The following is a 26139-nucleotide window of genomic DNA, read 5'->3' as shown; positions in this document are numbered from 1 at the left end:
ACCTAGAGGCGCTCCAGCCAGCCCAGATCGCCCCCTCGGGCCGGAACCGGATAGCAGCCATAGGGGGCATACCCATGGGTACAGACCGGATCGGCGCGCAGGGTGAGTTCGCCCACCGGTTGCGCGCGCCACCCCTCCAGCAGGGCGATAGCGGCCAGGGCCGAGAGCAGAGCAATAAACAGCGCGGAGCGAATTGTTCTTGTCAGGCGCATGGTGACCTCCCGCGGGACGATTGCCAGGATCGGCAGACAGCGTCCCCGCTCCTTGAGTATCGACCCGACCAAGGGTTTTCGCCTGCCTTGACCGGCACCTATCGCGCAACGCTGCACTGCGGTGGGTGCAACAGTGACGATGGGGCGAATGGCGGGAAACCTGGACAAGGCTGCGCCGTTGTCCAGGCTACGCACGAAGCCCCGCCCCACTCCGTACCGCCCCCTCCCCCCCGGGAGAGGGCTGGGGTGAGGGAAGGCCGGACGCAAAGGCCTCAGGCGATCTCCACCCGTTCTCCATTCAGCCGCACCGCCCAGGTGGGCAAGGCCTGCTCGGGATACTCCAGGCAGCCGCCGTCCGCCAGGCGGAAGTGCTGCTTGTACAGCGGCGAGGCGATCACCAGATCCGGGCCCAGCTGGCCGACGATGCCACGGCCGATGACGTTGGCGCCGGACTTGGGATCGCGGTTGCCCACGGCAAAGACCTTCTGCTCGGTCTCCGGCAGGTAGAACAGCGCCACCTGCTCACCCTCGTGTAGGGCCACCACGCCGGACTGGGGCACCAGGTCGGCCAGGCTGCACAGGGGTTGCCAGCGGGGCTCCAGGGCGCGGGCGGTATTGGTCTGGGTCATGGTCAAGCCTCCTCGGTAACGGCGATGAGCTGAAGTTCGTGAAGACGCGCCGGCCGGCGCTGGCCGCGCTCCTTGACGAAGTGGATGTCCGGGTCGTTGCCGCGCTGGTTGACGAAGGTACGGAAGCGCTTGAGCTTGTCGGGATCGTTCAGGGCGTTGGCCCATTCGCATTCGTAGCGATCCACCACCAGCTGCATCTGGGCTTCCAGTTCGGCGCCCAGGCCCAGGCTGTCCTCGATGATCACCTGCTTGAGGTAGTCCAGCCCGCCCTCCAGCGACTCGCGCCACACCGAGGTGCGCTGCAGACGGTCGGCGGTGCGGATGTAGAACATCAGCAGCCGGTCGATGTAGCGGATCAGGGTTTCGTCATCCAGGTCGGTGGCGAACAGCTCGGCGTGGCGCGGGCGCATGCCGCCGTTGCCGCAGACATAGAGATTCCAGCCGTTCTCGGTGGCGATCACGCCGATGTCCTTGCTCTGCGCCTCGGCGCATTCGCGGGTGCAGCCGCTGACCGCGAACTTGAGCTTGTGCGGGGCGCGCAGGCCCTTGTAGCGGTGTTCGATGTCCAGCGCCATCTTGACGCTGTCCTGTACCCCGTAGCGGCACCAGGTACTGCCCACGCAGCTCTTCACCGTGCGGGTGGACTTGCCGTAGGCATGACCGGTCTCGAAGCCGGCGGCGATCAGCTCGCCCCAGATGTCCGGCAGCTCGTGCAACTGGGCACCGAAGAGGTCGATGCGCTGGCCGCCGGTGATCTTGGTGTAGAGATCGTATTTCTTCGCGACCTGGCCGATGGCGATCAGGCCTTCCGGGCTGATCTCGCCGCCCGGGATGCGCGGCACCACGGAATAGGTACCGTTCTTCTGCATGTTGGCCATGAAGGTGTCGTTGGTGTCCTGCAGCGGCACCAGGTGCGGATCGGTAATGGGGGCGTTCCAACAGGAGGCCAGGACGTTGGCCACCGCCGGCTTGCAGATGTCGCAACCATGCTGGCCGCGGCCGTGGCGCGCCAGGAGCTCGTCGAAACTCTGGATGCCTGCCACCCGCACCAGGTGATAGAGCTCCTGGCGGGTATGGGCGAAGTGTTCGCAGAGACTCTTGTCGACCTCGACGCCGCGGGCGATCAGCTCGTGCTCGAACACCTGCTTGACCAGTGCCGCGCAGCCGCCGCAACCGGTGGCGGCCTTGGTGCAGCTCTTGATGCCGGCCAGATCGGTGCAGCCGGCATCGATGGCGGCGCAAACCGCGCCCTTGGTGACGTTGTGGCAAGAGCAGAGGGTGGCGGTGGCCGGCAGGGCATCGGCGCCCAGGGTCGGGGCGCCCTCGCCCACCGGCATGATCAGGCTGGCCGGATCCTGGGGCAGCGGGATGCCGTTCTGGGCGTATTGCAGCAGGGTGTCGTAGTAGCTGTTGTCGCCCACCAGCACGGCGCCGAGGACGTGCTTGCCGTCGGCGGAGACCACCAGGCGGCGGTAGCTGGCGCTGGCCTCGTCGATGTAGCGATAGCTGCGCGCGCCGGGGGTGGCGCCGTGGGCATCGCCAATGGAGCCCACGTCCACGCCCAGCAGCTTGAGCTTGGTGGACATGTCGGCGCCGGTGAAGGGCGTAGCCTGGCCATGGCAGAGGGTGGCGGCCACCAGGCGCGCCATCTGGTAGCCCGGGGCGACCAGGCCGAAGATGCTGCCGTTCCAGGCGGCGCATTCGCCGATGGCATGGATGAAGGGATCGCTGGTCAGGCAGCCGTTGTCCACCGCCACCCCGCCGCGGGCGCCGAGTTCCAGGCCGCAGCTGCGGGCCAGGGCGTCCTGGGGCCGGATGCCGGCGGAAAACAGGATCAGGTCGGTCTCGAGGAAATCCTCGCCGGCGAAGTTCATGCGGTAGCGATAGTCGCTGCCGGCGGTGATGTTCTGGGTGGCCTTGGAAAGATGCACGCCCACGCCCAGGTCCTCGATGCGCTGCCTGAGCGCGGCGCCACCCAGGTCGTCCAGCTGCACCGGCATCAAGCGCGGGGCGAATTCCACCACATGGGCCTCCAGGCCCAGGGATTTCAGCGCATTGGCCGCCTCCAGGCCGAGCAGGCCGCCGCCCACCACCACGCCGCGGCGCGCCCTGGCGGCGGCCAGGCGGATGGTGTCCAGGTCGTCCAGGGTGCGATAGACCAGGCGCGAGTCGCCTTCGACGCCCTCGATGGGCGGTACGAAGGGATAGGAGCCGGTGGCCAGTACCAGGCGGTCGTAGCCAAAGGCGCCCTCAGGGGTCAGCACCTCGCGTTGTTCGCGGTCGATGGCGGTCACTGCGCAGCCCAGGTGCAGCACCAGGCCGGGCACGGCATAGAGGCCGGCTTCGCTCATGGCCAGGGATTCGGCATCGCGACCGGCGAAGTACTCGGAGAGGTGGACCCGATCATAGGCGCGCTGACGCTCTTCGCCGAAGACATGGATCTCGTAGTGGTCCAGGGCGCCAGCGGCCAGCAGCTGCTCGACGAGGTGATGACCGACCATGCCGTTGCCGACGACGATCAGACGTTCTTTGCGGGTCACGATGCTGTTCATGGAGGCTATCCCCCGGCCGAGGCCAATCAGGTTGAGTCGCGGCAAATAAAAAGGCGCCTGAAACCTTGCGGTCTCAGGCGCCTTTGCCTGTTCTGGTAGGGAGGAGCCCTGGGCTCTGCTCCATGCCCGTCGCCTGCGGTGGCTGTCGATCGCCGTTGATCGACCGGGCGACCCGAATGTGCGGGTCTGTCAGGGCTTTTGCATCGGCTGTGCCAGGTCCGCCTGATCGCCCGAAGATCCGCCGCTGGCGCGGGCTGCGGCCTGCCGAGTGCCTTGCCGACGGCTGTCCGGACGCCCGCCGAGCAGAACTACAACGGTGCAAGACTGAGCCGGCCTGCCCCGTCAGGGCGCATCGCGACCGCCATCGCCGCGACCTCGGCCGGCGCCACCGGCACGCCGCCAGACCAGTAGGAATGCGCTCCCCGCGCGCGCCGGGCCAAGCTGGCGCGGGCCTTGCTAAATCCCTGGCCTGGAGCGGTCAACGCCGATCGCTTCCTTTCACGACAAAGGCGCCGTGTTCGCCTCCCTCCGGGGAGCGCGACCGGCGCCTTTTCGCTTTCTGGTTTTCGAAGGATCCTTGCCATGGCCACTACCCACATCAAGAGCGTCTGCCCCTACTGCGGCGTCGGCTGCGGGATCGTCATGCAGGTGGAAGACGGCCGGATCACCAAGGTCAGCGGCGATCGCGACCATCCCGCCAATCGCGGCCGGCTGTGCACCAAGGGCAGCACCAGCCACCAGGCGCTGGTGGACAGCGGGCGCATGGAGCAGGCCTATGTCCGCCATGACCGCTCCCACGAACCGGTGCAGACCGGGCTGGACCAGGCCATCGCCGCCACCGCCGAACGCCTGCGCGCCATCCTCGACCGCGACGGACCCGACGCCATCGCCTTCTATGTGTCCGGCCAGATGTCGCTGGAGGCCCAATACCTGGCGAGCAAGCTGGCGCGGGGCTTCATCGGCACCAACCAGCTCGAATCCAATTCCCGCCTGTGCATGGCCAGCGCCGGCACCGGTTACAAGCTGTCCCTCGGCGCCGACGGCCCGCCCGGTTCCTATGACGACCTCGACCGAGCCGACCTCTTCCTGGTCAGCGGCGCCAACATGGCCGACTGTCATCCCATCCTCTTTCTGCGGCTGCTGGATCGGGTCAAGCGCGGCGCCAAGCTGATCGTGATAGATCCGCGGCGCACCGCCACCGCCGAGAAGGCCGATCTCTTCCTGCAACTGCGTCCGGGCACCGATCTGCTGCTGCTCAACGGCCTGCTGCACCTGCTGCACGCCGAGGGCCATATAGACGAAGCCTTTATCGCCGCCCATACCGAAGGTTGGGCGGCCATGCCCGATTTTCTCGCCGACTACACCCCGGCACGGGTGGCCGCGGGGACCGGGCTGACCGAGGCGGACATCCGCACCGCGGCGCGCTGGATCGGCGAAGCCGGCGAATGGACCAGCCTCTGGACCATGGGCCTGAACCAGAGCACCCACGGCACCTGGAGCACCAATGCCCTGTGCAACCTGCACCTGGCCACCGGCAAGATCTGCCGCCCCGGCAGCGGTCCCTTTTCCCTGACCGGCCAGCCCAATGCCATGGGCGGGCGCGAGATGGGCTACATGGGGCCCGGCCTGCCCGGCCAGCGCAGCCTGCTGTCCGCCGCCGACCGCGCCTTCGTCGAGCGCGCCTGGCGGATTCCGGAGGGCACCCTGCACACCCGCCTGGGCCAGGGCACCGTCGCCTTGTTCGAGGACCTGGCCGCCGGCACCGTCAAGGCCTGCTGGATCATCTGCACCAACCCGGTGGCCAGCGTGGCCAATCGCGAGACGGTCATCCGCGGGTTGCAGGCCGCCGAACTGGTGATCACCCAGGACGCCTTTCTCGATACCGAGACCAACAGCTACGCCGACATCCTCCTGCCCGCCGCGCTCTGGGCCGAGGCCGACGGGGTCATGATCAATTCCGAGCGCAACCTGACCCTGGCGCCCCAGGCCGTCACCCCGCCCGGCGAGGCCCGCGCCGACTGGCGGATCATCGCCGACGTGGCCTGTGCCCTGGGCTATGGCGAACACTTCAGCTACGCCTCGGCCGCCGAGGTGTTCGACGAGATCAAGCAATTCCACAACCCCCAGACCGGCTACGACCTCCGCGGCGCCAGCCATGCCCGGCTGCGCGAGACGCCGCTGCAATGGCCCTGCTCCAGCGCGGAGAGCGATCCGCGCCAGCCGATCCGCTATCGCAACGACGGCCGCAGCCAGACCCTGCGCCTGGACGAAACCGGCGAACCGACCGCGCTCAACTTCGCCACCCCCAGCGGCAAGGCGCACTTCTTCGCCCGTCCGCACCTGGACCCGGCCGAGCTGCCCGATGCCGACTACCCCTTCGTGCTCAACACCGGGCGTCTGCAGCACCAGTGGCATACGCTCACCAAGACCGGCAAGATCGCCGCCCTGAACCGCCTCAATCCGGCGCCCTTCGTGGAAGTGCATCCCCGGGATGCCGAGGCCCTGGGCCTGGCGGAGGGCGACCGCCTGGAGATCACCTCCCGCCGCGGCCGCGCGGTGCTGCCGGTGACCGTCAGCGACCGGGTCCAGCCCGGCAACTGCTTCGCGCCCTTTCACTGGGCCGACGTGCAGGGCAGCGACCTGGCCATCAACGCCGTCACCAGCGACGCCGTCGATCCGCTCTCGCTGCAACCGGAACTCAAGGTCTGCGCCGTGCGCCTGACCCGGGTCGCCACCATTCCCCATCGCCAGCTGCCGGCCGACGAGCCTGTCGCGGAGAGCATCCAGCTGCCCGCCCTGGCGCGGCTGGCCGAGCTCACCGGGGTCGCGACCGCGGTACGGCCCCAGCTCAGCGCGGCCGAACGCACCTACCTGGCCGGCTTCATGGACGGTCTGCGCGACGGTGGTGCCCAGGGCGTGCCCTGCCTGCCGGCCCAGGCGCCGCTGGCCGCCAACACCCGCCTCTGGCTCGACGGCCTGCTCGCCGGGTTGTTCAGCCGCCTGCCGGAAAGCCGGGCCGCCGGCCTGGCCATGCCCCCCACCGCGCCGGCCGATCTGGTGGTGCTCTGGGCCTCCCAGACCGGCAACGCCGAAGCCCTGGCCGAGCGCTGCGTCGCCCGCCTGTGCCAGGCCGGTCTCAGCTTGGAGCTGCACGACATGGCCGCCTATGCCGTGGAACGCCTGACCGGAGCCCGTCGCGTCCTGCTGGTGAGCAGCACCTTTGGCGATGGCGAGGCGCCGGACAATGGCCAGGCCTTCTGGCAGGGCCTCAATCGGCTCGACGCCTCCCTGGCCGAACTGGACTACGCCGTGCTGGCCCTGGGCGATTCCACCTACGAGCAATTCTGCGGCCATGGCCAGCGCCTCGACGCCCGCCTGGCTCAGCTTGGCGCCCGGCGCCTCTGCCCGCGCCTGGACTGCGACGCCGATGACCTCGACGGCGCCGACGCCTGGCTGGGCGCCCTGCAAGGGCAGCTGGCGCCCCAGGCCGAGCACGTGCCCGTCACCCTCCCGACCGCAACCAGCCGCCCGACGGCGGTGCCTGCGCGACTGGTCATCAACCAAAGACTCAACAGTGCCGGGTCCAACAAGGAGGTCCGGCTGTTCGGTTTCGAATCCGATCGGCCCCTGGCCTACCAGGCCGGCGACGCCTTGAGCGTGAGAGCGCGCAACTGCCCGGAGCTGGTCGAGGAAGTCCTCGCCCTCGCCGGACTGGACGGCGAACAGTCGGTCGCCGTGGCCAAGGTCGGCGAGCTGTCGCTGCGCCAGGCGCTGAGCGAACACTATGAGATCGCCCGCCCCAACCCCGAGACCCTGGCGCTGATCGCCGAGCGCAGCGGCAGTGCCGATTGCCGCGCCCTGCTGGCCGCTCGCGACGAACTCAAGACCTGGCTCTGGGGCCGGCAACTGGCCGATGTACTGGCCCGCTTTCCCGCCCGCCACGACGCCGGCGAATTGCTCGGCAGCCTCAAGCGCCTGCAGCCACGCCTCTACTCCATCGCCTCCAGCCCCCTGGCCCATGCCGGCCAGGTGCACCTCACCGTCTCGGCGGTGCGCTACGGTAAGCGCAAGGGCGTGGCCTCCAGCTTTCTCGCCGACCGCCTGGGCGAGGCCACCACCGAAGTGCATATCCAGCCTTCGCGCCATTTCCGCCTGCCGGACCAGGGCGACGTCCCGCTGATCATGATCGGCCCCGGCACCGGCATCGCGCCCTTCCGCGGCTTTCTCCACGAGCGTCGCGCCCGGGGCGACGGGGGCCGCAACTGGCTGTTCTTTGGCGAGCAGCACGCCGCCCATGACTTCTACTACCGCGACGAACTGGAAGCCTTCCAGCGCGATGGCCTGTTGAACGAACTGAGCCTGGCCTTCTCCCGCGACCAGGCCGAGAAGATCTATGTGCAGGATCGGCTGCGCGAACGCGGTGCCGACGTCTGGCGCTGGCTGCAGGACGGCGCCCGCGTCTATGTCTGCGGCGACGCCAGCCGCATGGCCAAGGACGTCGACCAGGCCCTGCGCCAGGTGGTGGCGACCCATGGCCATCTCAGCGACGAGGCCGCCAGCGAGTACCTGCGCGGGATGAGTGAACAGAAGCGCTATCTGAAGGACGTCTACTAGCGCCGCCGGCTACAGCACCGCGCGCACCAGGCGGGTGAAGGCCTCGATGGCCTCGCGCTCGCCCAGTGCCCCACGCACCACGGCCGCGGCCAGGGCCTCGCCGGCGCCGACCAGACCGATGCAGGACACCTGCAACTCCGCGGCGGGTCTTTGGCTGTGCGGCGTGAGCACCGCCGCCACCATCTGGGTGCCATGTTCCAGCAGTTCCTGGTACACCGCCGTCTTTTCCTCACTTCCCGCCAGGGCCGCCGCCAGCACGCCAACCTCACCCTGCATGTCGGTCACGCAGCGGATGTAACCCTCGGCCAGCGCCGTGGTGGCTTCTTCGGCGCTCTGCTGCCGCGCGGTCATGGCCTGGCGAAAGGCATCCATCTGCGCCAGATCGAGCCAGCGATAGAGCTCGATGAGCAGTCCCGAGCGGGTACCGAAATGCTCGTAGACGACCGGCTTGGAAACGCCCGCCTGCACGGCCAGATAGCCCAGGGTCAGGCGATCCGCGCCTTCTTCCCGAACGATGACCCGCGCCGTTTCCAGCAGTTGCCGACGCCGGGCTGCCTTTGAGAGACGCCGCCCGGCGACTTCGGAGAGCGGTTTTTCAGGGGTGGATCGTGCTGCCATTGGTCAACTCTTCTTGCAAACCTACTAAAGGTAGGTTAATCCTGAACCAGAACCTACTCCTGGTAGGTTAATGCGGAGAACAGCCCGTGGCAATTGGCTGTGCGGTCTCCGGAACCTCAGCACTGCAACGAAGAGGACAGCATCATGCCACTGCAACCCATACTCTTTGCCGGCGGTTCGGGCACGGTAGGCCGCCAGGCCGTCCACTGGTTCCGCCAGCGCCAGCCTGACTGGCCCCTGCTGGTGGGTGGCCGCAACCTCGCCGCTGCCGAGGACGTCGCCCAGGCCACCGAGCAGGCCCGGGCGGTGCGCCTGGACCTCGACCGGCCGGGGCTGGGACTCGATCCCACCCTCGTCCCGGCAGCCATGATCATGCTGGCACCGGATCAGGCCCTGCACGGCCTGCGCCTCGCCCAGCGGCTGGGCATCCCCTATCTCAATGCCAACACCGGCGTCACCGAACTGGGGCCGGAGGTCGCCCAGTTCATGCAGCGCCCCGGCGCCCATGCCCTGGTGCTGTCCAGCCACTGGGCTTCGGGCGCCGCCCTGGCGCTGGCACTCGATCTCGCCCGCCGCTTCACCCGGGTCGCGGCCATCGGGGTGGAGGTCTTGCTGGATGAGGCGGACCCGGCCGGCCCGCTGGCCTGGGAAGATATGGAGCGAGTGCACAGCGCCGCTCCCGCGGCCCTGGCGTTCCGCCATGGACGCCGCGCCTGGCTGAGCGGGGGCGACCTGCAGGGCAGCGTCACGGCGCTGGACGGTCGCACGCTGGCCGCCACGGCCTTCGGCTCCATCGATCTGCTCAGCCTCTGGGCCACCACCGCCGCGCCGGAGCTGCGCTTCGACATCGCCCTGGGCGAGTCTTCCAGCCGGCGGCGGGGCGCGGAAACGGCGGCCGAGATCGCGGTCAGGGTGACCGGTGAAAGAGACGGCCAGACCACCACCGCACGGTCCGTGCTGGAATTCAGCCAGGGGCAGGCCTCGCTGACCGCCCTCGGGCTGGTGCTGTCGCTGGAGCGGGTGCTGGGCCTGGCGGGCGGTGAACCCTTGCCGGCGGGTCTCTATATGCCCGAACAGCTCTGGGCAGCCGACTGGTTTCTGCAGGAGTTGCAACGGGAGGGCGCGGTGCTGCATCACCCGGTGGACGGGCACTGAGCTCAGGAAATGGCGGAAGGCAGTGGGAGTCGAACCCACCCGGGAACGGCTGCCGTCCCCAACCGGGTTTGAAGCCCGGCCACGCCACCGGGCGTGATTGCCTTCCTCTGTTGCGCTAGCCCTCGGCCGCGCGGGCCCAGGCGCTGTCCGGGCGGACCCGGCGCTCGTCGCCGAAGCGACGGGTGAAACCGATGCGATCCAGGCATTCGAGGATCTGGATGCTGCGCTTGCGACCGATGCCAAGGGCATCGCGAAAGGCCGCGGCGCGAATGATCCCTGCTTCGCGCTCCAGGCGCAATGCCTCGCCGGCCGCGGCTTCCAGACTCGCCTGGGGATAGAAGAGATCCCTGACCACCTGGGTCAGTTCCCCCAGCCGGGCCAGCTTGCGCAGCAGCAGCCGCACCTCGGCCTCGGGCTGATCCAGACTCCTGGCCAGATCGCGGGTCCAGGGCGGATCGAAACGCTGTGCCTCCAGCAGCGGCCAGAGGCGGGTCTTGAGCCCCTCCTCCGCCTCGGTGAGGCGAACCCGGTGATCGGGCATGTGCAGCCAGGGACCGCTGCTCTGCAATCGCCCCTCGGCCAGGGCCGTCTCCAGCAGCGCCAGATAGACTGCCCGCTCCAGCTCCGGCGCGGCGATGCGGCGGAGGCGATCCCGATCGGGACCCAGTTCGTCGGGTTGTTCCTGGTGAAAGGTCGCCAGCGCCGCGCCCAGGCGCTCGAGCGCCGCCTGCCACAAGGAGGCTGCAAACAGCCGCGGGCCAACCCGCGTGTCCACCCTCAGGGTGTCGGCGGGCACGTGCCAGTCGCCTTCGGGGCGGTTGAACTGACGCGCCAGCAGCCGTGGATCGAGACCGCCGCCGGCCTGGGCCAGGAGTTCAGGCAGCGCCTCCTCCAGACCGCCCCGACGCAGTGCCTGGAGTTGTGCCAGGCGCTGCGGCGTGCGGCGATGGCGCGCCGGGGCAAAGGGATCGAGCAGCCGGGCCCCGCCCAGGGTGCGCTGGGCGGACTGGTCACGTAGCACCAGGCGATCGCCATGCACCCCGTGCAGCGGCGCATGGAGCACCAGCTGTGCCAGGGTCATGGCGCCAGGGGCGAGGTTGTCGCCTTCCAGCAGCGCGACGCGACCGGTGAGATCCTGGGCGCCCAAGTGCACGTGCACCGGCGTCCAGTGCGCCAGGTTGCGCGCCTCGCCGGGCAGCAGTCGTAGCTCCACGTCGATCCGGGTGGTGGGCGCATGCAGCGCCTCGGCCACCAGCCAGTCACCGCGGGCGAGGCTGTCGGTGCTCAGCCGCTCGCCCGCAAGATTGAGCGACACCCGCTGACCGGCCTGGGCGGTTTCCGCCGCGCGGTTCTGGGCGTGCAGCCCCCGCACCCGCAGGCGCTGTCCGCGTGGGGTGAGCAGCAGTTCGTCGCCGACGGCCACCTGGCCGGCAAAGGCGGTGCCGGTGACCACCACCCCGGCCCCGGCGACACTGAACACCCGGTCCACCGCCAGGCGAAAGCCGCCGCGGGCGTTGCGCTGGCGCACCTGGTCCAGGGTCGCGAGCAAGGCGGCGCGTAAGGCGGGGATGCCCACGCCGCCGGGACTGGCCACCGGATACAGCGGCGCCCCGGCGAAGGGGCCGGCGGCCAGCAGCGTACTGACGTCCTGGCGCACCTGGGCCAATCGCTCGGCATCCACCCGATCGGCCTTGGTCAGGGCCACCAGCAGCCGGGGAATGCCGAGCAATTCGAGGATCGCCAGGTGCTCACGGGTCTGCGGCATGACGCCGTCGTCGGCCGCCACCACCAGCAGGGCCAGGTCCAGGCCGCTGGCGCCGGCCAGCATGTTGTGCACGAAGCGCTCATGGCCGGGCACGTCGATGAAGCCGGTGAGGCCGCCGTCGCCCAGATCGGCATAGACATAGCCCAGGTCGATGGTGATGCCGCGCGCCTGCTCTTCGCGGCGGCGGTCACCGGCGACCCCGGTGAGGGCCTGGATCAGCGCGGTCTTGCCATGGTCGATGTGGCCGGCGGTGCCGATGATCATGGGGACGGTACCAGGCGGATGAACAGGGACGTCATGGCGGCTCCAGGCGGCGGACTGGCGCTCAGGGTAGCGGCGCCCCGCGCGCTCGCCTAGCCGTGACGCTCGCGCAAGAAGGCCACGAAGGCGCGCAGGGGCGCGGGTGGCTGGCGGCGATCCGCATAGTAGAGCCGCGGACCGGGAAAGGACGTGGACCAGTCCGCCAGCACTTCCACCAGGCGACCGTCGGCCAGGGGCTGGGCCAGATAGTCGGCGAAGGAATAGATCAGACCGACGCCGTCGAGGGCGGCCTGCAATTCCAGGTCGAGCGCCGAGGCCAGCAGGCGACTGCCCGGCGCGACATTGATGACCTCGCTGCCGCGCTCGAAGCTCCACTGCGCCACCAGACCGCTGGCGAAGCGATGCCCGATGCAGGAATGCCGGACCAGGTCGGCGGGGTGTGCCGGTACGCCGTGCTGTTCCAGGTAGGCAGGGGTTCCGGCCACGGCGAATCTCTGGGTGACCGGGCCCAGCCGCACGCTGATCATGTCCGCCTCCAGGTGCTCGTCGTAGCGCACCCCGGCATCGAAACCCGCGGCGAGCACGTCGATCAGCCGGTCCTCGGCCACCACCTCCAGGCGAATGCCCGGATGCCGGGCGAGGAAGGGGCCGATCAATGGCGGCAGCAGCACGCGGGCGACGATGGTGGGCACATTGAGTCTCAGGCTCCCCACCGGACTCTCGCCCTCGGCATTGATGGCGTCCAGCGCGCCGCGCACCTCGCGCAGCGCGGGGGTGAGGCGCTCCAGCAGACGCTGGCCGGCCGCGGTGGGCGTCACGCTGCGGGTGGTGCGGTGCAGCAGCCGGACATCCAGTTCCCGCTCCAGCCGCCGCACGGCATCGCTCAGGGAAGAGGCCGCCACGCCGCGCACATAGGCGGCGCCACGAAAGCTGCGGGCCTCGGCCACGGCGGCGAAGGCCGCCAGGTCATCCAGATTCAAGGCGCCTCCATTGTACGGCTGAGCGAACAGGTCGTTGTGTCGAGACCGGATTATCGCACAGCGTCATCCTGGTTAGAGTGAAGCCTCATCCACCTGAAGAGGAATCCCTCATGCAACAGCGTCGCTTGGGCCGCCAGGGCCCCTTGGTATCGAGCCTTGGTCTGGGCTGCATGGGCATGTCCGACCTCTATGGCGCCGCCGACCGGGGCGAGGCCATCGCCACCGTCCAGGCCGCCCTCGAACGCGGCGTCACCCTGTTCGACACCGGTGACTTCTATGGCATGGGCCACAACGAACTGCTCCTGGGCGAAGCCCTGCGCGGTCGGCGCGACCAGGCACTGATCAGCGTCAAGTTCGGCGCCCTGCGCGGTCCGGGCGGCGAGTGGCTGGGCTACGACACCCGGCCGGCGGCGATCAAGAATTTCGTCGCCTACAGCCTCAAGCGCCTGGGTGTGGACCACATCGACATCTATCGCCCGGCACGGCTGGATCGCCAGGTGCCCATCGAGGACACCATGGGCGCCCTCGCCGAGCTGGTGCAGGCCGGCTACATCCGCCATATCGGCCTTTCGGAGGTGGGCGCACAGACCCTGCGGCGGGCGGCCGCGGTGCCTCCGGTCTGCGACCTGCAGATCGAGTATTCGCTGGTCTCGCGCGGCATCGAGGCGGAGATCCTACCAACCTGCCGCGACCTGGGCATCGGCATCACCGCCTATGGCGTGCTCTCCCGTGGCCTGCTCAGCGGTCACTGGCGCCAACCCTCGGGCAGCGGCGACTTCCGCGCCCATAGTCCGCGCTTCCAGCCGGGCAACGTGGAGAAAAACCTGGCGCTGGTGGAAGGCCTGAAGCAGTTCGCCGAACACCGGGGCACCACCCCGGCCCGGCTGGCGGTGGCCTGGGTCGCCGCCCAGGGCGACGATATCGTGCCGCTGGTCGGTGCCCGCCGCCGCGGTCAGCTCGACGAATCCCTCGGTGCGCTGGAGGTGGCCCTGAGCGCTGCGGATCGCGCCGAACTGGAACGGCTGCTGCCGCCGGACGCCGTGGCCGGTGATCGCTACGGCGAACACCAGCTCCGCGATCTCGACAGCGAACGCTGAGCCACGCTCGCCAGCAGCGGCCCGCCTTGCGCGGGCCGTTGGTATTTCAGCGCTCGGCCGGACGCTCCTGCATCAGCACCCAGGGCGCCACCACCACCGCCCACAGGGCCACCTCGGGCGCCTCCAGCCGGCGCCGCGCGCGGTCTTCGTCGACCTTGGCCAGTTGGCCCTGCTGCAGCCACAGACCCACCCGGGCGGCATCGTCCTGGGTCACGGCGATGGCCGCCTCGATTAGGTCCAGCTCGGGTGCCACTTCCAGCAGCACGCCCCGCGCAAAATGCGGTTGCAATTCTTCCCAGCCGATGGCGGCGGTCTGCCCGAGCAGGGTGGCGTAGCGCGTTGCGTGATCGGTCATGGTGCGGGCCTCGCGAAAAGGGCGGATTCTACCGTTGCCCTCCCCAATTGCCGAGCGGCCGGACGCACGGGCCACAGATCCGACAAGTTGTCGTCGCCAGCTTTCCAAGACGAACAGACGGTGATTAAACTGCGCGGCGCGTCATAAAGAACAAAATCGGCACATTTTCGCTTCCAACTGCCTCATTAATAAAAGCATTCCGAGTGGAGCACTCATGAAAAAGGCAACTCTGCGTTTCTCCCGCTTGGTCGCGGCCCTGGCCCTGGCCGGCATGGCCAGCCACACCCTGGCAGCCGACACCCTGAAGATCGGTCTGGCCGGCCCCAAGACCGGCCCGGTCGCCCAGTACGGTGACATGGAGTTCATTGGTGCCCAGATGGCCATCGAGCAGATCAACAAGGCCGGCGGCGTCAAGGGCAAGCAGCTCGAAGGCGTGATCTACGACGACGCCTGCGATCCCAAGCAAGCCGTGGCGGTTGCCAACAAGATCGTCAACGATGGCGTCAAGTTCGTCGTCGGCCACCTCTGCTCCAGCTCCACCCAGCCCGCCTCCGACATCTATGAGGACGAAGGCATCCTAATGGTGACCCCGGCGGCCACCAGCCCCGACATCACCAACCGTGGCTACAAGCTGATCTTCCGCACCATCGGCCTGGACAACATGCAGGGCCCGACCGCCGGCAAGTTCATCGTCGAGCACGTCAAGCCGAAGATCGTCGCGGTCATCCACGACAAGCAGCAGTACGGCGAAGGCATCGCCACCGCGGTCAAGCAGACCCTGGACAAGGCCGGCGTCAAGGTTGCCGTGTTCGAGGGCATCAACTCCGGCGACAAGGATTTCTCCTCGCTGATCGCCAAGCTCAAGCAGGCCAACGTCGACTTCGTCTACTACGGCGGCTACCACCCCGAGCTGGGCCTGATCCTGCGTCAGGCGGCCGAGAAGGGCCTGACCGCCAAGTTCATGGGTCCGGAAGGCGTGGGCAACAGCTCCATCTCCGCCATTGCCGGCAAGGCCTCCGAAGGCCTGCTGGTCACCCTGCCGCGCTCCTTCGACCAGGATCCCAAGAACCAGGCCCTGGTGCAGGCGTTCAAGGACAAGAAGCAGGATGCGAGCGGTCCCTTCGTGTTCCCCTCCTACGCCGCCGTGCAGGTCATCGCCGAAGGCATCGAGAAGGCGGGCGACGAGAAGCCCGAGGACGTGGCCAAGGCACTGCGCAGCAACACCTTCAACACCCCCACCGGTGAGTTGGCGTTCGACGAGAAAGGCGACCTGAAGAACTTCGAGTTCGTGGTCTACGAATGGCACGCCGACGGCACCAAGACTGAAGCCAAGTAAGCCCTAGAAGCTGTTCAGGACCTCGCGAGCTAGAGACAAACAAGGCGAACACACCTGAGGAAGCGGATCGGACTCGCGACCGAGTTTACAAGAGGTAAATGAGCACTCCGACGGGGCTGGCCCTCCAGGGTGTGTTCAACGCAGTTTGGCCGACGCGCAGTAGGTTCTGAACAGCTTCGAAGTCCGTAACACCGAAGCCCACCGCCACCGGCGGTGGGCTTCGTTTATCCGCCTCCATCCGAGGCCTGGGACCCGCACCAGAAGTGCACCAAGGTCCCCTGGAGACACCCATGCCCGAGTTCTACCACTACCTGCAACAGCTGGTGAACGGCCTCACGGTCGGCAGCACCTATGCGTTGATCGCCATCGGCTACACCATGGTCTACGGCATCATCGGCATGATCAACTTCGCCCATGGCGAGGTGTACATGATCGGCTCCTATGTGGCCTTCATCGCCATTGCCGGCCTGGCCATGCTGGGTATCCACAGCCTGCCCATCGTCATGCTCGCCGCCTTTGGCGCCAGCATCATCATCGCCAGTGCCTACGGCTACAGCATCGAACGCATCGCCTATCGCCCCTTGCGTGGCGGTAACCGGCTGATCCCGCTGATCTCGGCGATCGGCATGTCGATCTTCCTGCAGAACTGGGTGCTGCTGGCCCAGGATTCCAAGGACAAGTCGATCCCCAACCTGCTGCCGGGCAACTTCATCATCGGCACCGACGCCATGAACGGCGTGGTGATCTCCTATGTGCAGGTGCTGATCTTCATCGTCACCCTGCTCACCATGTTCGGCCTCACCTGGTTCATCTCCCGCTCCCGCCTGGGCCGCGCCTGCCGCGCCTGCGCCGAGGACATCAAGATGGCCAACCTGCTGGGCATCAACACCAACGGCATCATCGCCCTGACCTTCGTCATCGGCGCCACCCTGGCCGCCGTGGCCGCGGTGCTGCTGGGCATCCAGTACGGCGTGATCAACCCGAGCCTGGGCTTCCTGGCCGGCATCAAGGCCTTCACCGCCGCCGTGCTCGGCGGCATCGGCAGCATCCCCGGCGCCATGCTCGGCGGCCTGGTGCTGGGCGTGGCCGAGGCCTTTGGCGCCGACGTCTTCGGCGACCAGTACAAGGACGTGGTGGCCTTCAGCCTGCTGGTGCTGGTGCTGCTGTTCCGCCCCACCGGCATCCTCGGTCGCCCGGAGGTGGAAAAGGTATGAGTGCCCGTCTGCGAACCGCCTTCTTCAGCGCCCTGCTGGTGCTGGCCGTCGCCTATCCCATCCTCGGCCTCAAGCTGGAGACGGTGGGCGTCAACCTCGAAGTGCACGGCGCCACGCCGCGCACCCTCTGGATCGTGGCCCTGGCCGCGGTGCTGATGTTCGTCTGGCAACTGGTGCGTGACCCGCTCACCGCCGGCTGGCGCCGCGGTGGCGGCCTGCACCTGCCGGCCACCGGCCTGGGCACCAAGCTCACCGAACCCAGGACCCAGCGCTGGGTGATCCTGGGCCTGGTGCTGGTCGCCCTGGTGTGGCCCTTCTACGGCTCGCGCGGCGCGGTGGACATCGCCACCCTGATCCTCATCTACGTGATGCTCGGCCTCGGCCTGAACATCGTGGTGGGTCTGGCCGGTCTGCTCGACCTGGGCTACGTCGGCTTCTATGCCGTCGGCGCCTACACCTACGCCATGCTCTCCCACTACTACGGCCTGGGCTTCTGGGTCTGCCTGCCGCTGGCGGGACTTATGGCGGCGCTGTTCGGCTTCCTGCTCGGTTTCCCGGTGCTGCGCCTGCGCGGCGACTACCTGGCCATCGTCACCCTGGGCTTCGGCGAGATCATCCGCATCCTCTTGCGCAACCTCACCCAGTGGACCGGCGGCCCCAACGGCATCAGCGGCATCGAAAAACCGACCCTGTTCGGCCTGACCTTCGAACGCCGGGCCCCCGAGGGCATGACGCCCTTCCACGAGTATTTCGGCATCCCCTACAACTCCGAATACAAGGTGATCTTCCTCTACCTGATCGCCCTGTTGCTGGTGCTGCTGACCCTGTTCGTGATCAACCGCCTCTTGCGCATGCCCATCGGCCGCGCCTGGGAAGCCCTGCGCGAAGACGAGATCGCCTGCCGCGCCCTGGGCCTGAATCCCACGCTGATCAAGCTCTCGGCCTTTACCCTGGGCGCCTGCTTCGCCGGTTTCGCCGGCAGCTTCTTCGCCGCTCGCCAGGGCCTGGTGTCGCCGGAATCCTTCACCTTCATCGAATCGGCCATCATCCTGGCCATCGTGGTGCTGGGCGGCATGGGCTCCCAGCTCGGCGTGATCCTCGCGGCCATCGTGATGATCCTGCTGCCGGAGCTGATGCGCGAATTCAGCGAATACCGCATGTTGATGTTCGGCCTGCTGATGGTCGTGATGATGATCTGGCGTCCGCAAGGCCTGCTCCCGATGCAACGCCCGCACCTGGAGTTGCGCAAATGAGCCAAGCCCTTCTCGATGTCTCCGGCCTGTCCATGAGGTTCGGCGGCCTGCTGGCCGTCAACGGCGTCAACATCCGCGTGGAACAGGGCCAGGTGGTCTCGCTGATCGGTCCCAACGGCGCCGGCAAGACCACGGTGTTCAACTGCCTGACCGGCTTCTACCGACCCAGCGGCGGCGAGATCCTGCTCAATGGCGAAGCCATCCAGGGGCTGCCCGGCCACAAGATCGCCCGCAAGGGCGTGGTGCGCACCTTCCAGAACGTTCGCCTGTTCAAGGAAATGACCGCGGTGGAGAACCTGCTGGTGGCCCAGCACCGCCACCTCAACACCGGCTTCCTGGCCGGGCTGTTCAAGACCCCGGCCTTTCGCAAGAGCGAGGCCGAGGCCATGGACTATGCGCGCTTCTGGCTGGAGCAGGTCAACCTCACCGAATTCGCCAACCGTAACGCCGGCAACCTCGCCTACGGCCAGCAGCGCCGCCTGGAAATCGCTCGCTGCATGATGACCCGCCCGCAGATCCTCATGCTCGACGAGCCGGCCGCCGGTCTCAACCCGCGCGAGACCGAGGACCTCAAGGCGCTCATCGCCCTGCTGCGCGCCGAGCACGGCGTAACCGTGCTCCTGATCGAGCACGACATGCACCTGGTGATGAGCATTTCCGACCACATCGTGGTGATCAACCAGGGCACCCCCCTGGCCGACGGGACGCCGGAGCAGATCCGCAACAACCCCGACGTGATCAAGGCCTACCTGGGCGAATCCTGATGGAGACCACCATGCTGCAGTTCGACAACGTCTCCACCTTCTACGGCAAGATCCAGGCACTGCATGGCGTCAGCGTGCAGGTGAACCGGGGCGAGATCGTCACCCTGATCGGTGCCAACGGCGCCGGCAAGTCCACCCTGCTGATGACCCTCTGCGGTACCCCGCGGGCCCACGGCGGCAGCATCCGCTATGAAGACGAGGAGCTGGTCGGCCAGGAAACCGCGCAGATCATGCGCAAGGGCATCGCCGTGGTGCCGGAAGGCCGCCGGGTGTTCGCCCGCCTGACCGTGGAAGAGAACCTGGCCATGGGCGGCTTCTTCACCGACAAGCAGGCCTACGACCGCCAGCTGGAGAAGGTCCTCGGCCTCTTTCCACGCCTCAAGGAGCGCTATGCCCAGCGCGCCGGCACCATGTCCGGTGGCGAACAGCAGATGCTCGCCATCGGCCGGGCGATGATGAGCGAGCCGCGCCTGCTGCTGCTCGACGAGCCGTCGCTGGGACTTGCGCCCATCATCATCCAGCAGATCTTCGAGATCATCGAACAGCTGCGCCAGGATGGGGTGACGGTGTTCCTGGTCGAGCAGAACGCCAACCAGGCGCTCAAGCTGGCCGACCGCGGCTACGTGCTGGAGAACGGCCGCATCGTCATGCAGGACAGTGGCGCCGAACTGCTGGCCAACCCGGACGTGCGCAAGGCCTATCTGGGCGGTTGAGTTGTGTGTTCGATCGCGGCCATGACCGCGATCGCGCGTAGGTTGGGTTGAGACGGCTCCATCGTCGAAGCCCAACGATACCTGCTCGAATTCCGGCGCTGTTGGGCTTCGTTGCGCTCAACCCACCCTACGACGAATCAACTGTAGGTTGGGTTGAGACGGCCCCATCGTCGAAGCCCAACGATACCTGCTCGAATTCCGGCGCTGTTGGGCTTCGCTGCGCTCAACCCAACCTACGGCGGATCGACCCTAGGTTGGGTCGAGACGGCTCCATCGTCGAGGCCCAACGGTACCTGCTCGAATTCCGGCGCTGTTGGGCTTCGCTGCGCTCAACCCAACCTACGGCGGATCGATCGCAGGTTGGGTTGAGACGGCCCCATCGTCAAAGCCCAACAGTGCCGTAGCGTGGAAAACGGCGCAGCCTTTTCCACTGGGGCTTCCCGGCGAAGGGTGCCCCCACCCCAGCCCTCTCCCGCAGCGAGAAGGGACTGTCCCCGCAGGCCTCCAGCTCCATCGGCCCCGCTACCCCAACGCCTCCAGGCGCTGCCGACTGCGCTCGAACCAGTCGCTCAGGGCTTCCGCCACCACCCTTGTCCGCTTCGGCAACCCACCCTGGTAGGGATGCACCAGAAACAGCGGCTGGCTGGGCGTGCGCCATTCCCGGAGCAGCCAGACCAGGGCACCACTGGCCAGCTCCTCGTGCACCATGAATGAGGGCAGCCGGGCGATGCCCTGCCCGGCCAGGGCGGCCTGCTTGAGCAGGCTGTAGTGATTGCAGGCCAGGCTGGGGGTTACCTGCACGCGGTCGAGTCGGTGCTCGCGGTGATAGAGCCAGACCTCGCCCTCGGCATAGTGGCTGTTGACCAGGCAGCGGTGGCTGAGCAGCGCCTCGGGTGCCTGCGGGACCTCGTGCCCGGCCAGATAGGCGGGTGCCGCGCAGGTCACCTCCTGCATGGCGAACAGCGGTCGCGCGACCAGGCGCTCGTCCGGCTCCAGTCGGGCGCGAATCGCCAGGTCGAACCCCTCGGCGACCAGGTCGCGATAGCCGTTGTCCAGCACCAGGTCCAGCTGGATGGCGGGGTGGGTGGCGCGACAGGCCAGCAGTACCTCGAAAAAGGTGTAGCCCAGGGATACCGGAACGGTCAGGCGCACCGGCCCGGCTGCCTCCTCCTGCAGGCGGGTCACGCTCTGCAGGGCCCGCTCACGCTGGCGCACCAGGGCCTGGGCCTCGGGCAGCAGGGTGCGCCCGGCGGCGGTGGGAGCGAGACGGCGGGTGGTGCGGTGCAGCAGGCGGGTCTCCAGTCGCACCTCCAGCGCCCGGATGCGCTTCGACAGTTGCCCCTTGCTGCAGCCCAGGCGCTCGGCTGCACGGGTGAAGCTGCCGCTTTCACAGAGGATGGCGAAGGCCGCAAGATCAGCGAAATCGTCCTGCATCGTTTCCTCCAAGAAACACTGGATTGCCATTCAGGTGATTTATCAGGGCAATGCGCCATTCTAGGCTGGAGACTCCCTTCCCTTCACGGAGTCGCATCATGAAAATCATCCTCGTCGGTGCCAGCGGTACCCTGGGCAGCGCCATCGCCGAACGCCTGGGCAGCCGCCACGAGCTGGTCCGCGTCGGCCGCCAATCCGGCGACCTGCAGGTCGACATCACCCAACCGGAGTCCATCCGTGCCCTGTTCGCCCAGGTGGGTCGTTTCGATGCCCTGGTCAGCGCGGTGGGTTCGGTGACCTTCGCCCCCTTCACCGAGATGACGCCCGAAGCCTACGGGAAAGGCCTGCAGGACAAGCTGATGGGCCAGGTCAACCTGGTGCTGCTGGGCCAGGCGCAGGCCGCCGAGGGCGCCTCCTTTACCCTCACCACCGGCATCCTCAGCGAACAGCCCATCGCGCAGGGCAGCTCGGCGGCCATGGTCAACGCGGCGCTGGAAGGCTTCGTCCGCGGCGCGGCCATCGAGTTGCCACGGGGTCAGCGGCTCAACGCGGTGAGTCCGACGGTGCTGGAGGAATCGCTGGGGCACTACGGCGATTTCTTCCGCGGCTTCAAGGCGGTATCGGGTGCCGAGGCGGCCCTGGCCTACGAACGCAGCGTGGAAGGGCGGGAAACCGGCAAGACTTATCGCGTCTGGTAAGTCCTTGAGCTCGCGGCGCTGTCTGAGTAACGTGTGCCCACCTCAGTCGGAGTCCTGCGATGCCAGCGCCGCGTGCCATCTTTCCCCTTGCCCTGCTCGGCCTCCTCGGCGGCTGCAGCCTGTTCCAGAGCGACGACACCCCGCGTGCACCGGGCGGCGAGCGCCTGCAGGGCGATCTGCGCTGGAGCGGTGACCAGCTGCTGTTCCGCCCCTGCCAGGAACAGCGTTTCTTCGACGTCACCGACGCCAACAACACCGCCATCCTGCGCGATGCCCACGAACTGGCCGCCGACAGCGGTGCCGCTTCGCTATTCGCCGATCTGCGCGGCAAGCTCAAGTCCGGTGGCCGCGATGGCGCCCAGGGCGTATTCGCCGTCACCGACGTCTACCGCGTGCAGTACAGCGGTCCGGGTTGCAGCGATCCGAACTTCAAGCGTACCGCCATGAATGCCGGTGGCCATGGACCGGACTGGAGCGTCCAGGTCAGCAACCAGGGCATGCTGGTCAGTACCGCCGGCCAACAGCGCCGCGCCCTGCCCTTCGTGCAGGAGGAATTGCCCGGCGGCATGCGCGCCCTGTCCACCGAGGCCAATGGCGAGAAGGTCGAGTTGTGGATCAATCCCCGGCGCTGCGTGGATGGCCGGACCGGTACCGTGCAGTCGCTGCAGGCCGAACTGCGCATCAATGGCCAGACCTGGCAGGGCTGCGCCTTCTACGGTGGTGCCGGCAACCCCACCTAACGCGGGCGTTCGCGCGATGCTTAGCGCGATCCCCTTGGCATCTTCCGCTTTACGTTTAGCGTCGCGCGCCCCCAGGGGCTAGTCTAGCGACGGCAAGGCTTCATCCGCTTCGCTTGGCCACCTCCGGGTCGCGCCGGGCGAAGCCACAGGAACGCTCATCCAGCCAGGGTCCAGGCATGCCAACATCTCCCGCGTCCCGCAGCGCCTTACCGCGTCGGCGGGGCCATACCGTCCTCCTGCGGCTGTTCCCGGCGCTCTGCGTGCTGCTCCTCGGCCTTATCGGCCTGGGTTGCTATCTGCTGGTCGACAATGCCGTGCGCCAGGATGCCACCGTCGCCCAGCACACCGAGCGCGCCATCGGTCGCACCTTTACCCGCCTCGACGAAGAGGTCGCCCGCAACCTGATCGACTACAGCAAATGGGACGAGGCCTATCGCCGCCTCCATCAGGAACTGGACTCCGACTGGGCCTACGACCAGGGCAACCTCGGCGAATCGCTGTACCGCGTCTATGGCTACGAAGGGGTGCTGGTATTCGACGGCCAGGACCGCCCCCGCTATCGCCTGCTCGATGGCCAGCGGGCCGATCCCGCTACGCCCTGGCTGCAGGGCGACATCGCCGGCCTGCTGGCCGCGGCACGCAGCGCCGACGCCCGCGCCGGCAGCGTGTCCGGTGTGCTGACCGTGGCCGGGATGCCGGCGCTGGTGGCCGCCGCCGCCATCACCCCGGGCGATCATGCCGGCGTCCGTCCCCAGGAGGCGCCTGCCTCGGTACTGGTCTTCGTCAATGTGCTGAGTCCCGCCCGACTGGCCGCCCTGAGCGAAGCCAACAACCTGCCGCCGCTGAGCATCACCACCGACCCGGCCGGCAGCCGCGCCAGCTGGCAACTGCCGGGCTCCGGCTATCAGCTGACCTGGCGCCCGCCGCGACCGGGATTGTGGCTGATGCAGCAGACCCTGCCGCTGTTCGGCGGTGGGGTGCTGATCCTGCTGCTGGGGCTGATCTGGCTGTTTCGCCAGGCGCTGCTGTCGATGCGCCAGCTGGATGCCCAGTACGATGACCTGCTGGCCAGTCGCAGCGAACTGGCCATCGGCGAGCGACGCTTCCGCGACATCGCCGAGGCCACCTCGGACTGGCTGTGGGAGGTCGACGCCACCCTGCGCCTGGTCTATGTCTCGGATCGCTTCGCCGAAGTCACCGGGGAAGCCACCAACCGCTGGCTGGGGCGGCCGCTCAACGAACTCCTGACGCCCCATGCCGACACCCTGGCGCACTGGCTCGCCGGCCAGGCGCACGACCACAAGCCGCGACCGCCGCTGGTCTGTCACTACCTGGACGGCAACGGCCGCGAACGCACCTGCCGGGTCGCCGCCCGGGCCATTCCCGAGGGTGGCTATCGCGGTACCGTCACCGATCTCACCGACGAGATCGAGGCCCTGGCCCAGGTCCAGCACCTGTCCTGGCACGACCCCCTGACCGGCCTGCCCAACCGCCATCGCCTGCACCAGTTCCTCGCCACCCACCTGGAAGGCCCGGAGCCGCGGCCCCTGGCGCTGATCAGCCTGGACCTGGATAGATTCAAGACGGTCAACGATGCCCTCGGCCATGCTGCCGGCGATCAGGTCCTGCAGGAAGCGGCGCAGCGTCTGCGGCAGAACGTGACCGCCACCGACCTGGTGGCGCGCCTGGGCGGCGATGAATTTTGCGTGGTGCTAAGTGGCGACCGCGACCCGGGCGCCATCGCCGACCTCTGCCGACGGCTGGTGGAGCAGCTGCGCCAACCCTTCCGCCTCGGCGAGCAGCGGGTCTTCATCGGCAGCAGCCTGGGCGTGGCCCTGGCACCGCGGGATACCGGCATCCCGGCGGAACTGCTGCGCCTGGCCGATATCGCCCTCTACCAGGCCAAGGCCGCTGGCCGCGGCACCTGGCGCTTTCACGAGCCGGCCATGAACGAACAGGTGCTGCTGCGCCGGCAGCTGGAGCAGGACCTGCGCCAGGCCCTGCGCGATGACCGTCTCAGCCTCTACTACCAGCCGCGCCGTTGCCTGGCCGATGGCAGCCTGCGTGGCTTCGAGGCGCTGGTGCGCTGGGAGCACCCGACCCAGGGGCTGCTGGAGCCGCTGGACTTCCTGACCCTGGCCGAGGACGCCGGCCTCGGCCAGCGCCTGGGGCGCTGGGTGCTGGAGACCGCCTGCCACGATGCCCAGGGCTGGCCGGAACGACTCTCGGTGTCGGTCAATCTGTCGCCGCAGCAATTCCACGCCAACGAAGACCCGGTGCAGACCGTGGCCGAGGCCCTCTACCAGAGCGGCCTGGCGGCGTCGCGGCTGGAGCTGGAGCTCACCGAACGCACCCTGCTGGACCCGGCCGCCGACGTGGCCAACACCCTGGGCGCGCTCAAGGGCCTGGGCGTACGCCTGTGCCTGGACGACTTCGGTTCCGGCCTCTGCTCCCTGGCCTATCTGCGCCGCTATCCGCTGGACGGCATCCGCCTGGATCGCAGCCTCATCGCCCGACACCATCAGGCGCCGGAAGACAGCGCCCTGGTGCGGGCCATGATCGATCTCGGCCGCTCGCTGGGGCTGACGGTAACCCTCAAGGGGGTGGAAGACGCCGAGCACCTGCGCCAGCTGCAGCACCTGCCGGCGGACGAGATCCAGGGCTTCCATTGCGGCGCGCCCCTGCCGGCCGACCAGCTGGGCGCCTGGCTGGACGAGCTGGCGACCGAGTCGCTGAGCTGAATCGGCAGGGCCTCGGCGCCTAGCGCTCGGCCACCATGCTGCCCTCGCCCGCCGCACCCCGCCGCTGGTTGCGGTCGTCGCGGGGGGTGACGCCGAAGAAGTTGCGATAGGCGCTGGAGAAGTGCGGCCCCGACGAGAAGCCGCAGGACAGGCCGATCTGGATGATGGACTTGCTGGTCTGGGTGAGCATCTTGCGCGCCCGGTTCAGCCGCAGTTCCAGGTAGTACTGGCTAGGCACCCGCGCCAGGTATTGCTTGAAGATCCGCTCCAGCTGCCGGCGGGAAACGCAGACGTGCTGGGCGATCTCGTCGGTGGTGAGGGGCTCTTCGATGTTGGCTTCCATCAGCATCACCGCCTGGGTCAACTTGGGATGACTCGACCCCAGCCGATTCTTCAGTGGAATGCGCTGCCGCTCGCTGCCTTCGCGCAGGCGCTCGACGATCAGCTCCTCGGCAATGGTGCCGGCCTGCTCGGCGTCGCGGTCGCGGCCGATCATGGCCAGCAGCAGATCGAGGATGGCCAGGCCGCCACAGGCGGTCAGGCGATCGCGGTCCCACTCGTAGAGGTGGTGGGTGGCGATGACCTTGGGGAATTGCTCGCTGAATTCCTCCAGCCAGCGCCAGTGCACGGCGGCGCGATGACCGTCGAGCAGACCGAGCTGGGCGAGGATGTGCACCCCGGCGGAAAAGCCTCCCATCACCACGCCGGCCCGGGCGGTCTGGCGCAGGGCCGCGACCAGCGGCGGCGGCAGCGTCGGCGAGGGTTCGTCGGCCAGCACGAAGAGCCGATCCAGGCGTTCCAGCTGCCCTTCCCAATGGCCACCCGGCAGTCGCGGCTGCAACTCGCTGCCGGCCTGCAGAAAGCGCACCTCGTAGGGCGTATCGCTCGAATGGCGAGAGGCGAGTTCCAGCGCTTCCTCGACCAGGCCCACGGTCAGCGGACGAACGTCGGGCCACAGCAGAAAGGCGATGCGGATGGTCATCTAACGTCTGGCTTCCTGTCGAGAGC

20 protein-coding genes and 1 tRNA gene are annotated in these 26139 nt (G+C 68.2%); 11 read left to right on the top strand and 10 right to left on the bottom strand.

Annotation, left to right across the window (positions count from 1 at the left end; all coding sequences use genetic code 11):
- Window positions 1-2 precede the first annotated feature (2 nt).
- The 3 genes from QE393_RS03305 to nirB all read right to left on the bottom strand — a co-directional run bounded on the left by QE393_RS03305 (window position 3) and on the right by nirB (window position 3393).
- A complete protein-coding gene (locus tag QE393_RS03305) occupies window positions 3-212 on the bottom strand; it encodes a hypothetical protein (RefSeq protein WP_133859878.1) in 210 nt (69 codons plus the stop codon).
- Window positions 213-484: 272 nt separating this feature from the next.
- Window positions 485-841 carry a nitrite reductase small subunit NirD gene (nirD, locus tag QE393_RS03300; RefSeq protein ID WP_310042094.1) on the bottom strand — a complete coding sequence of 119 codons (357 nt, stop codon included), beginning with the start codon at window positions 839-841 and terminating at the stop codon, window positions 485-487.
- A 2-nt stretch (window positions 842-843) separates the two neighbouring features.
- The gene (nirB, locus tag QE393_RS03295) at window positions 844-3393 is read right to left on the bottom strand and encodes a nitrite reductase large subunit NirB (protein WP_310042093.1); all 2550 of its coding nucleotides are present in this window, start codon (window positions 3391-3393) and stop codon (window positions 844-846) included.
- Window positions 3394-3975: 582 nt separating this feature from the next.
- On the opposite strand from nirB, the gene QE393_RS03290 reads away from it, so the two are divergent.
- Window positions 3976-8007 carry a bifunctional nitrate reductase/sulfite reductase flavoprotein subunit alpha gene (locus tag QE393_RS03290; protein ID WP_310042092.1) on the top strand — a complete coding sequence of 1344 codons (4032 nt, stop codon included), beginning with the start codon at window positions 3976-3978 and terminating at the stop codon, window positions 8005-8007.
- A 9-nt stretch (window positions 8008-8016) separates the two neighbouring features.
- Here QE393_RS03290 and QE393_RS03285 read toward each other — a convergent pair whose 3' ends face one another.
- The gene (locus tag QE393_RS03285; protein WP_273808685.1) at window positions 8017-8625 is read right to left on the bottom strand and encodes a TetR/AcrR family transcriptional regulator; all 609 of its coding nucleotides are present in this window, start codon (window positions 8623-8625) and stop codon (window positions 8017-8019) included.
- 144 nt (window positions 8626-8769) lie between these two features.
- Here QE393_RS03285 and QE393_RS03280 point away from each other — a divergent pair, with 144 nt between their 5' ends.
- Window positions 8770-9780, top strand: coding sequence for a hypothetical protein (locus QE393_RS03280; protein ID WP_310042090.1), 1011 nt, complete (start codon window positions 8770-8772; stop codon window positions 9778-9780).
- 10 nt (window positions 9781-9790) lie between these two features.
- Here the strand turns inward: QE393_RS03280 and QE393_RS03275 are convergent.
- The 3 genes from QE393_RS03275 to QE393_RS03265 form a co-directional block, all read right to left on the bottom strand.
- Window positions 9791-9886: transfer RNA gene (locus tag QE393_RS03275), tRNA-Sec, on the bottom strand.
- Window positions 9887-9895: 9 nt separating this feature from the next.
- Window positions 9896-11809: a selenocysteine-specific translation elongation factor gene (selB, locus tag QE393_RS03270; protein ID WP_310042089.1), complete on the bottom strand. Its 1914-nt coding sequence runs from the start codon at window positions 11807-11809 to the stop codon at window positions 9896-9898.
- 89 nt (window positions 11810-11898) lie between these two features.
- On the bottom strand, window positions 11899-12786 hold the full coding sequence (locus tag QE393_RS03265; protein WP_310042088.1) for a LysR substrate-binding domain-containing protein: 888 nt from the start codon (window positions 12784-12786) through the stop codon (window positions 11899-11901).
- Window positions 12787-12896: 110 nt separating this feature from the next.
- Here QE393_RS03265 and QE393_RS03260 point away from each other — a divergent pair, with 110 nt between their 5' ends.
- Window positions 12897-13883 carry an aldo/keto reductase gene (locus QE393_RS03260; protein WP_310042087.1) on the top strand — a complete coding sequence of 329 codons (987 nt, stop codon included), beginning with the start codon at window positions 12897-12899 and terminating at the stop codon, window positions 13881-13883.
- A 46-nt stretch (window positions 13884-13929) separates the two neighbouring features.
- On the opposite strand, the gene QE393_RS03255 is transcribed toward QE393_RS03260, so the two are convergent.
- Window positions 13930-14238: a DUF2288 domain-containing protein gene (locus QE393_RS03255; protein WP_133859887.1), complete on the bottom strand. Its 309-nt coding sequence runs from the start codon at window positions 14236-14238 to the stop codon at window positions 13930-13932.
- Window positions 14239-14452: 214 nt separating this feature from the next.
- Between QE393_RS03255 and QE393_RS03250 the strand changes: the two genes are divergently transcribed.
- The 5 genes from QE393_RS03250 to QE393_RS03230 all read left to right on the top strand — a co-directional run bounded on the left by QE393_RS03250 (window position 14453) and on the right by QE393_RS03230 (window position 19518).
- The gene (locus tag QE393_RS03250; RefSeq protein ID WP_133859888.1) at window positions 14453-15574 is read left to right on the top strand and encodes a branched-chain amino acid ABC transporter substrate-binding protein; all 1122 of its coding nucleotides are present in this window, start codon (window positions 14453-14455) and stop codon (window positions 15572-15574) included.
- A 290-nt stretch (window positions 15575-15864) separates the two neighbouring features.
- Complete coding sequence (gene livH / locus QE393_RS03245) at window positions 15865-16788, top strand: high-affinity branched-chain amino acid ABC transporter permease LivH (protein WP_007159571.1); 924 nt, start codon at window positions 15865-15867, stop codon at window positions 16786-16788.
- Complete coding sequence (locus tag QE393_RS03240; protein ID WP_273808679.1) at window positions 16785-18041, top strand: high-affinity branched-chain amino acid ABC transporter permease LivM; 1257 nt, start codon at window positions 16785-16787, stop codon at window positions 18039-18041. Before livH ends, QE393_RS03240 begins: the two co-directional genes overlap by 4 nt.
- Window positions 18038-18805, top strand: a complete 768-nt coding sequence (gene livG / locus QE393_RS03235; protein WP_133859890.1) for a high-affinity branched-chain amino acid ABC transporter ATP-binding protein LivG — start codon at window positions 18038-18040, stop codon at window positions 18803-18805. The genes QE393_RS03240 and livG overlap by 4 nt, the downstream gene beginning before the upstream one ends.
- Window positions 18806-18816: 11 nt before the next feature.
- Window positions 18817-19518, top strand: a complete 702-nt coding sequence (locus QE393_RS03230; protein ID WP_310042084.1) for an ATP-binding cassette domain-containing protein — start codon at window positions 18817-18819, stop codon at window positions 19516-19518.
- 522 nt (window positions 19519-20040) lie between these two features.
- On the opposite strand, the gene QE393_RS03225 is transcribed toward QE393_RS03230, so the two are convergent.
- Window positions 20041-20952 carry a LysR family transcriptional regulator gene (locus QE393_RS03225; protein WP_310042083.1) on the bottom strand — a complete coding sequence of 304 codons (912 nt, stop codon included), beginning with the start codon at window positions 20950-20952 and terminating at the stop codon, window positions 20041-20043.
- A 98-nt stretch (window positions 20953-21050) separates the two neighbouring features.
- On the opposite strand from QE393_RS03225, the gene QE393_RS03220 reads away from it, so the two are divergent.
- The 3 genes from QE393_RS03220 to QE393_RS03210 all read left to right on the top strand — a co-directional run bounded on the left by QE393_RS03220 (window position 21051) and on the right by QE393_RS03210 (window position 25131).
- The gene (locus QE393_RS03220) at window positions 21051-21650 is read left to right on the top strand and encodes a short chain dehydrogenase (protein WP_310042082.1); all 600 of its coding nucleotides are present in this window, start codon (window positions 21051-21053) and stop codon (window positions 21648-21650) included.
- Between the two features lie 59 nt (window positions 21651-21709).
- Window positions 21710-22390: a lipoprotein gene (locus tag QE393_RS03215; RefSeq protein ID WP_007159577.1), complete on the top strand. Its 681-nt coding sequence runs from the start codon at window positions 21710-21712 to the stop codon at window positions 22388-22390.
- Between the two features lie 176 nt (window positions 22391-22566).
- Window positions 22567-25131 carry an EAL domain-containing protein gene (locus QE393_RS03210; protein ID WP_310042080.1) on the top strand — a complete coding sequence of 855 codons (2565 nt, stop codon included), beginning with the start codon at window positions 22567-22569 and terminating at the stop codon, window positions 25129-25131.
- Window positions 25132-25150: 19 nt separating this feature from the next.
- Here the strand turns inward: QE393_RS03210 and QE393_RS03205 are convergent, their stop codons facing one another.
- Complete coding sequence (locus QE393_RS03205; protein ID WP_310042079.1) at window positions 25151-26113, bottom strand: GlxA family transcriptional regulator; 963 nt, start codon at window positions 26111-26113, stop codon at window positions 25151-25153.
- Window positions 26114-26139: the final 26 nt, after the last annotated feature.

This window comes from Pseudomonas sp. SORGH_AS_0211, assembly GCF_031453455.1.
Lineage (GTDB): Bacteria > Pseudomonadota > Gammaproteobacteria > Pseudomonadales > Pseudomonadaceae > Chryseomonas > Chryseomonas aestiva.
This window is presented reverse-complemented; position numbering and strand designations above follow the sequence as displayed.

Excerpts from the sequence above, each read along its gene's own strand:
- QE393_RS03285 (WP_273808685.1), bottom strand. The coding sequence starts at position 8,625 with ATGGCAGCACGATCCACCCCTGAAAAACCGCTCTCCGAAGTCGCCGGG.
- nirD (WP_310042094.1), bottom strand. The coding sequence starts at position 841 with ATGACCCAGACCAATACCGCCCGCGCCCTGGAGCCCCGCTGGCAACCC.
- QE393_RS03225 (WP_310042083.1), bottom strand. The coding sequence starts at position 20,952 with ATGCAGGACGATTTCGCTGATCTTGCGGCCTTCGCCATCCTCTGTGAA.
- QE393_RS03230 (WP_310042084.1), top strand. The coding sequence starts at position 18,817 with ATGCTGCAGTTCGACAACGTCTCCACCTTCTACGGCAAGATCCAGGCA.
- selB (WP_310042089.1), bottom strand. The coding sequence starts at position 11,809 with ATGATCATCGGCACCGCCGGCCACATCGACCATGGCAAGACCGCGCTG.
- QE393_RS03290 (WP_310042092.1), top strand. The coding sequence starts at position 3,976 with ATGGCCACTACCCACATCAAGAGCGTCTGCCCCTACTGCGGCGTCGGC.
- QE393_RS03305 (WP_133859878.1), bottom strand. The coding sequence starts at position 212 with ATGCGCCTGACAAGAACAATTCGCTCCGCGCTGTTTATTGCTCTGCTC.
- QE393_RS03250 (WP_133859888.1), top strand. The coding sequence starts at position 14,453 with ATGAAAAAGGCAACTCTGCGTTTCTCCCGCTTGGTCGCGGCCCTGGCC.
- livG (WP_133859890.1), top strand. The coding sequence starts at position 18,038 with ATGAGCCAAGCCCTTCTCGATGTCTCCGGCCTGTCCATGAGGTTCGGC.
- QE393_RS03215 (WP_007159577.1), top strand. The coding sequence starts at position 21,710 with ATGCCAGCGCCGCGTGCCATCTTTCCCCTTGCCCTGCTCGGCCTCCTC.
- QE393_RS03280 (WP_310042090.1), top strand. The coding sequence starts at position 8,770 with ATGCCACTGCAACCCATACTCTTTGCCGGCGGTTCGGGCACGGTAGGC.
- QE393_RS03240 (WP_273808679.1), top strand. The coding sequence starts at position 16,785 with ATGAGTGCCCGTCTGCGAACCGCCTTCTTCAGCGCCCTGCTGGTGCTG.
- QE393_RS03205 (WP_310042079.1), bottom strand. The coding sequence starts at position 26,113 with ATGACCATCCGCATCGCCTTTCTGCTGTGGCCCGACGTTCGTCCGCTG.
- livH (WP_007159571.1), top strand. The coding sequence starts at position 15,865 with ATGCCCGAGTTCTACCACTACCTGCAACAGCTGGTGAACGGCCTCACG.
- QE393_RS03210 (WP_310042080.1), top strand. The coding sequence starts at position 22,567 with ATGCCAACATCTCCCGCGTCCCGCAGCGCCTTACCGCGTCGGCGGGGC.
- QE393_RS03255 (WP_133859887.1), bottom strand. The coding sequence starts at position 14,238 with ATGACCGATCACGCAACGCGCTACGCCACCCTGCTCGGGCAGACCGCC.
- QE393_RS03220 (WP_310042082.1), top strand. The coding sequence starts at position 21,051 with ATGAAAATCATCCTCGTCGGTGCCAGCGGTACCCTGGGCAGCGCCATC.
- nirB (WP_310042093.1), bottom strand. The coding sequence starts at position 3,393 with ATGAACAGCATCGTGACCCGCAAAGAACGTCTGATCGTCGTCGGCAAC.
- QE393_RS03260 (WP_310042087.1), top strand. The coding sequence starts at position 12,897 with ATGCAACAGCGTCGCTTGGGCCGCCAGGGCCCCTTGGTATCGAGCCTT.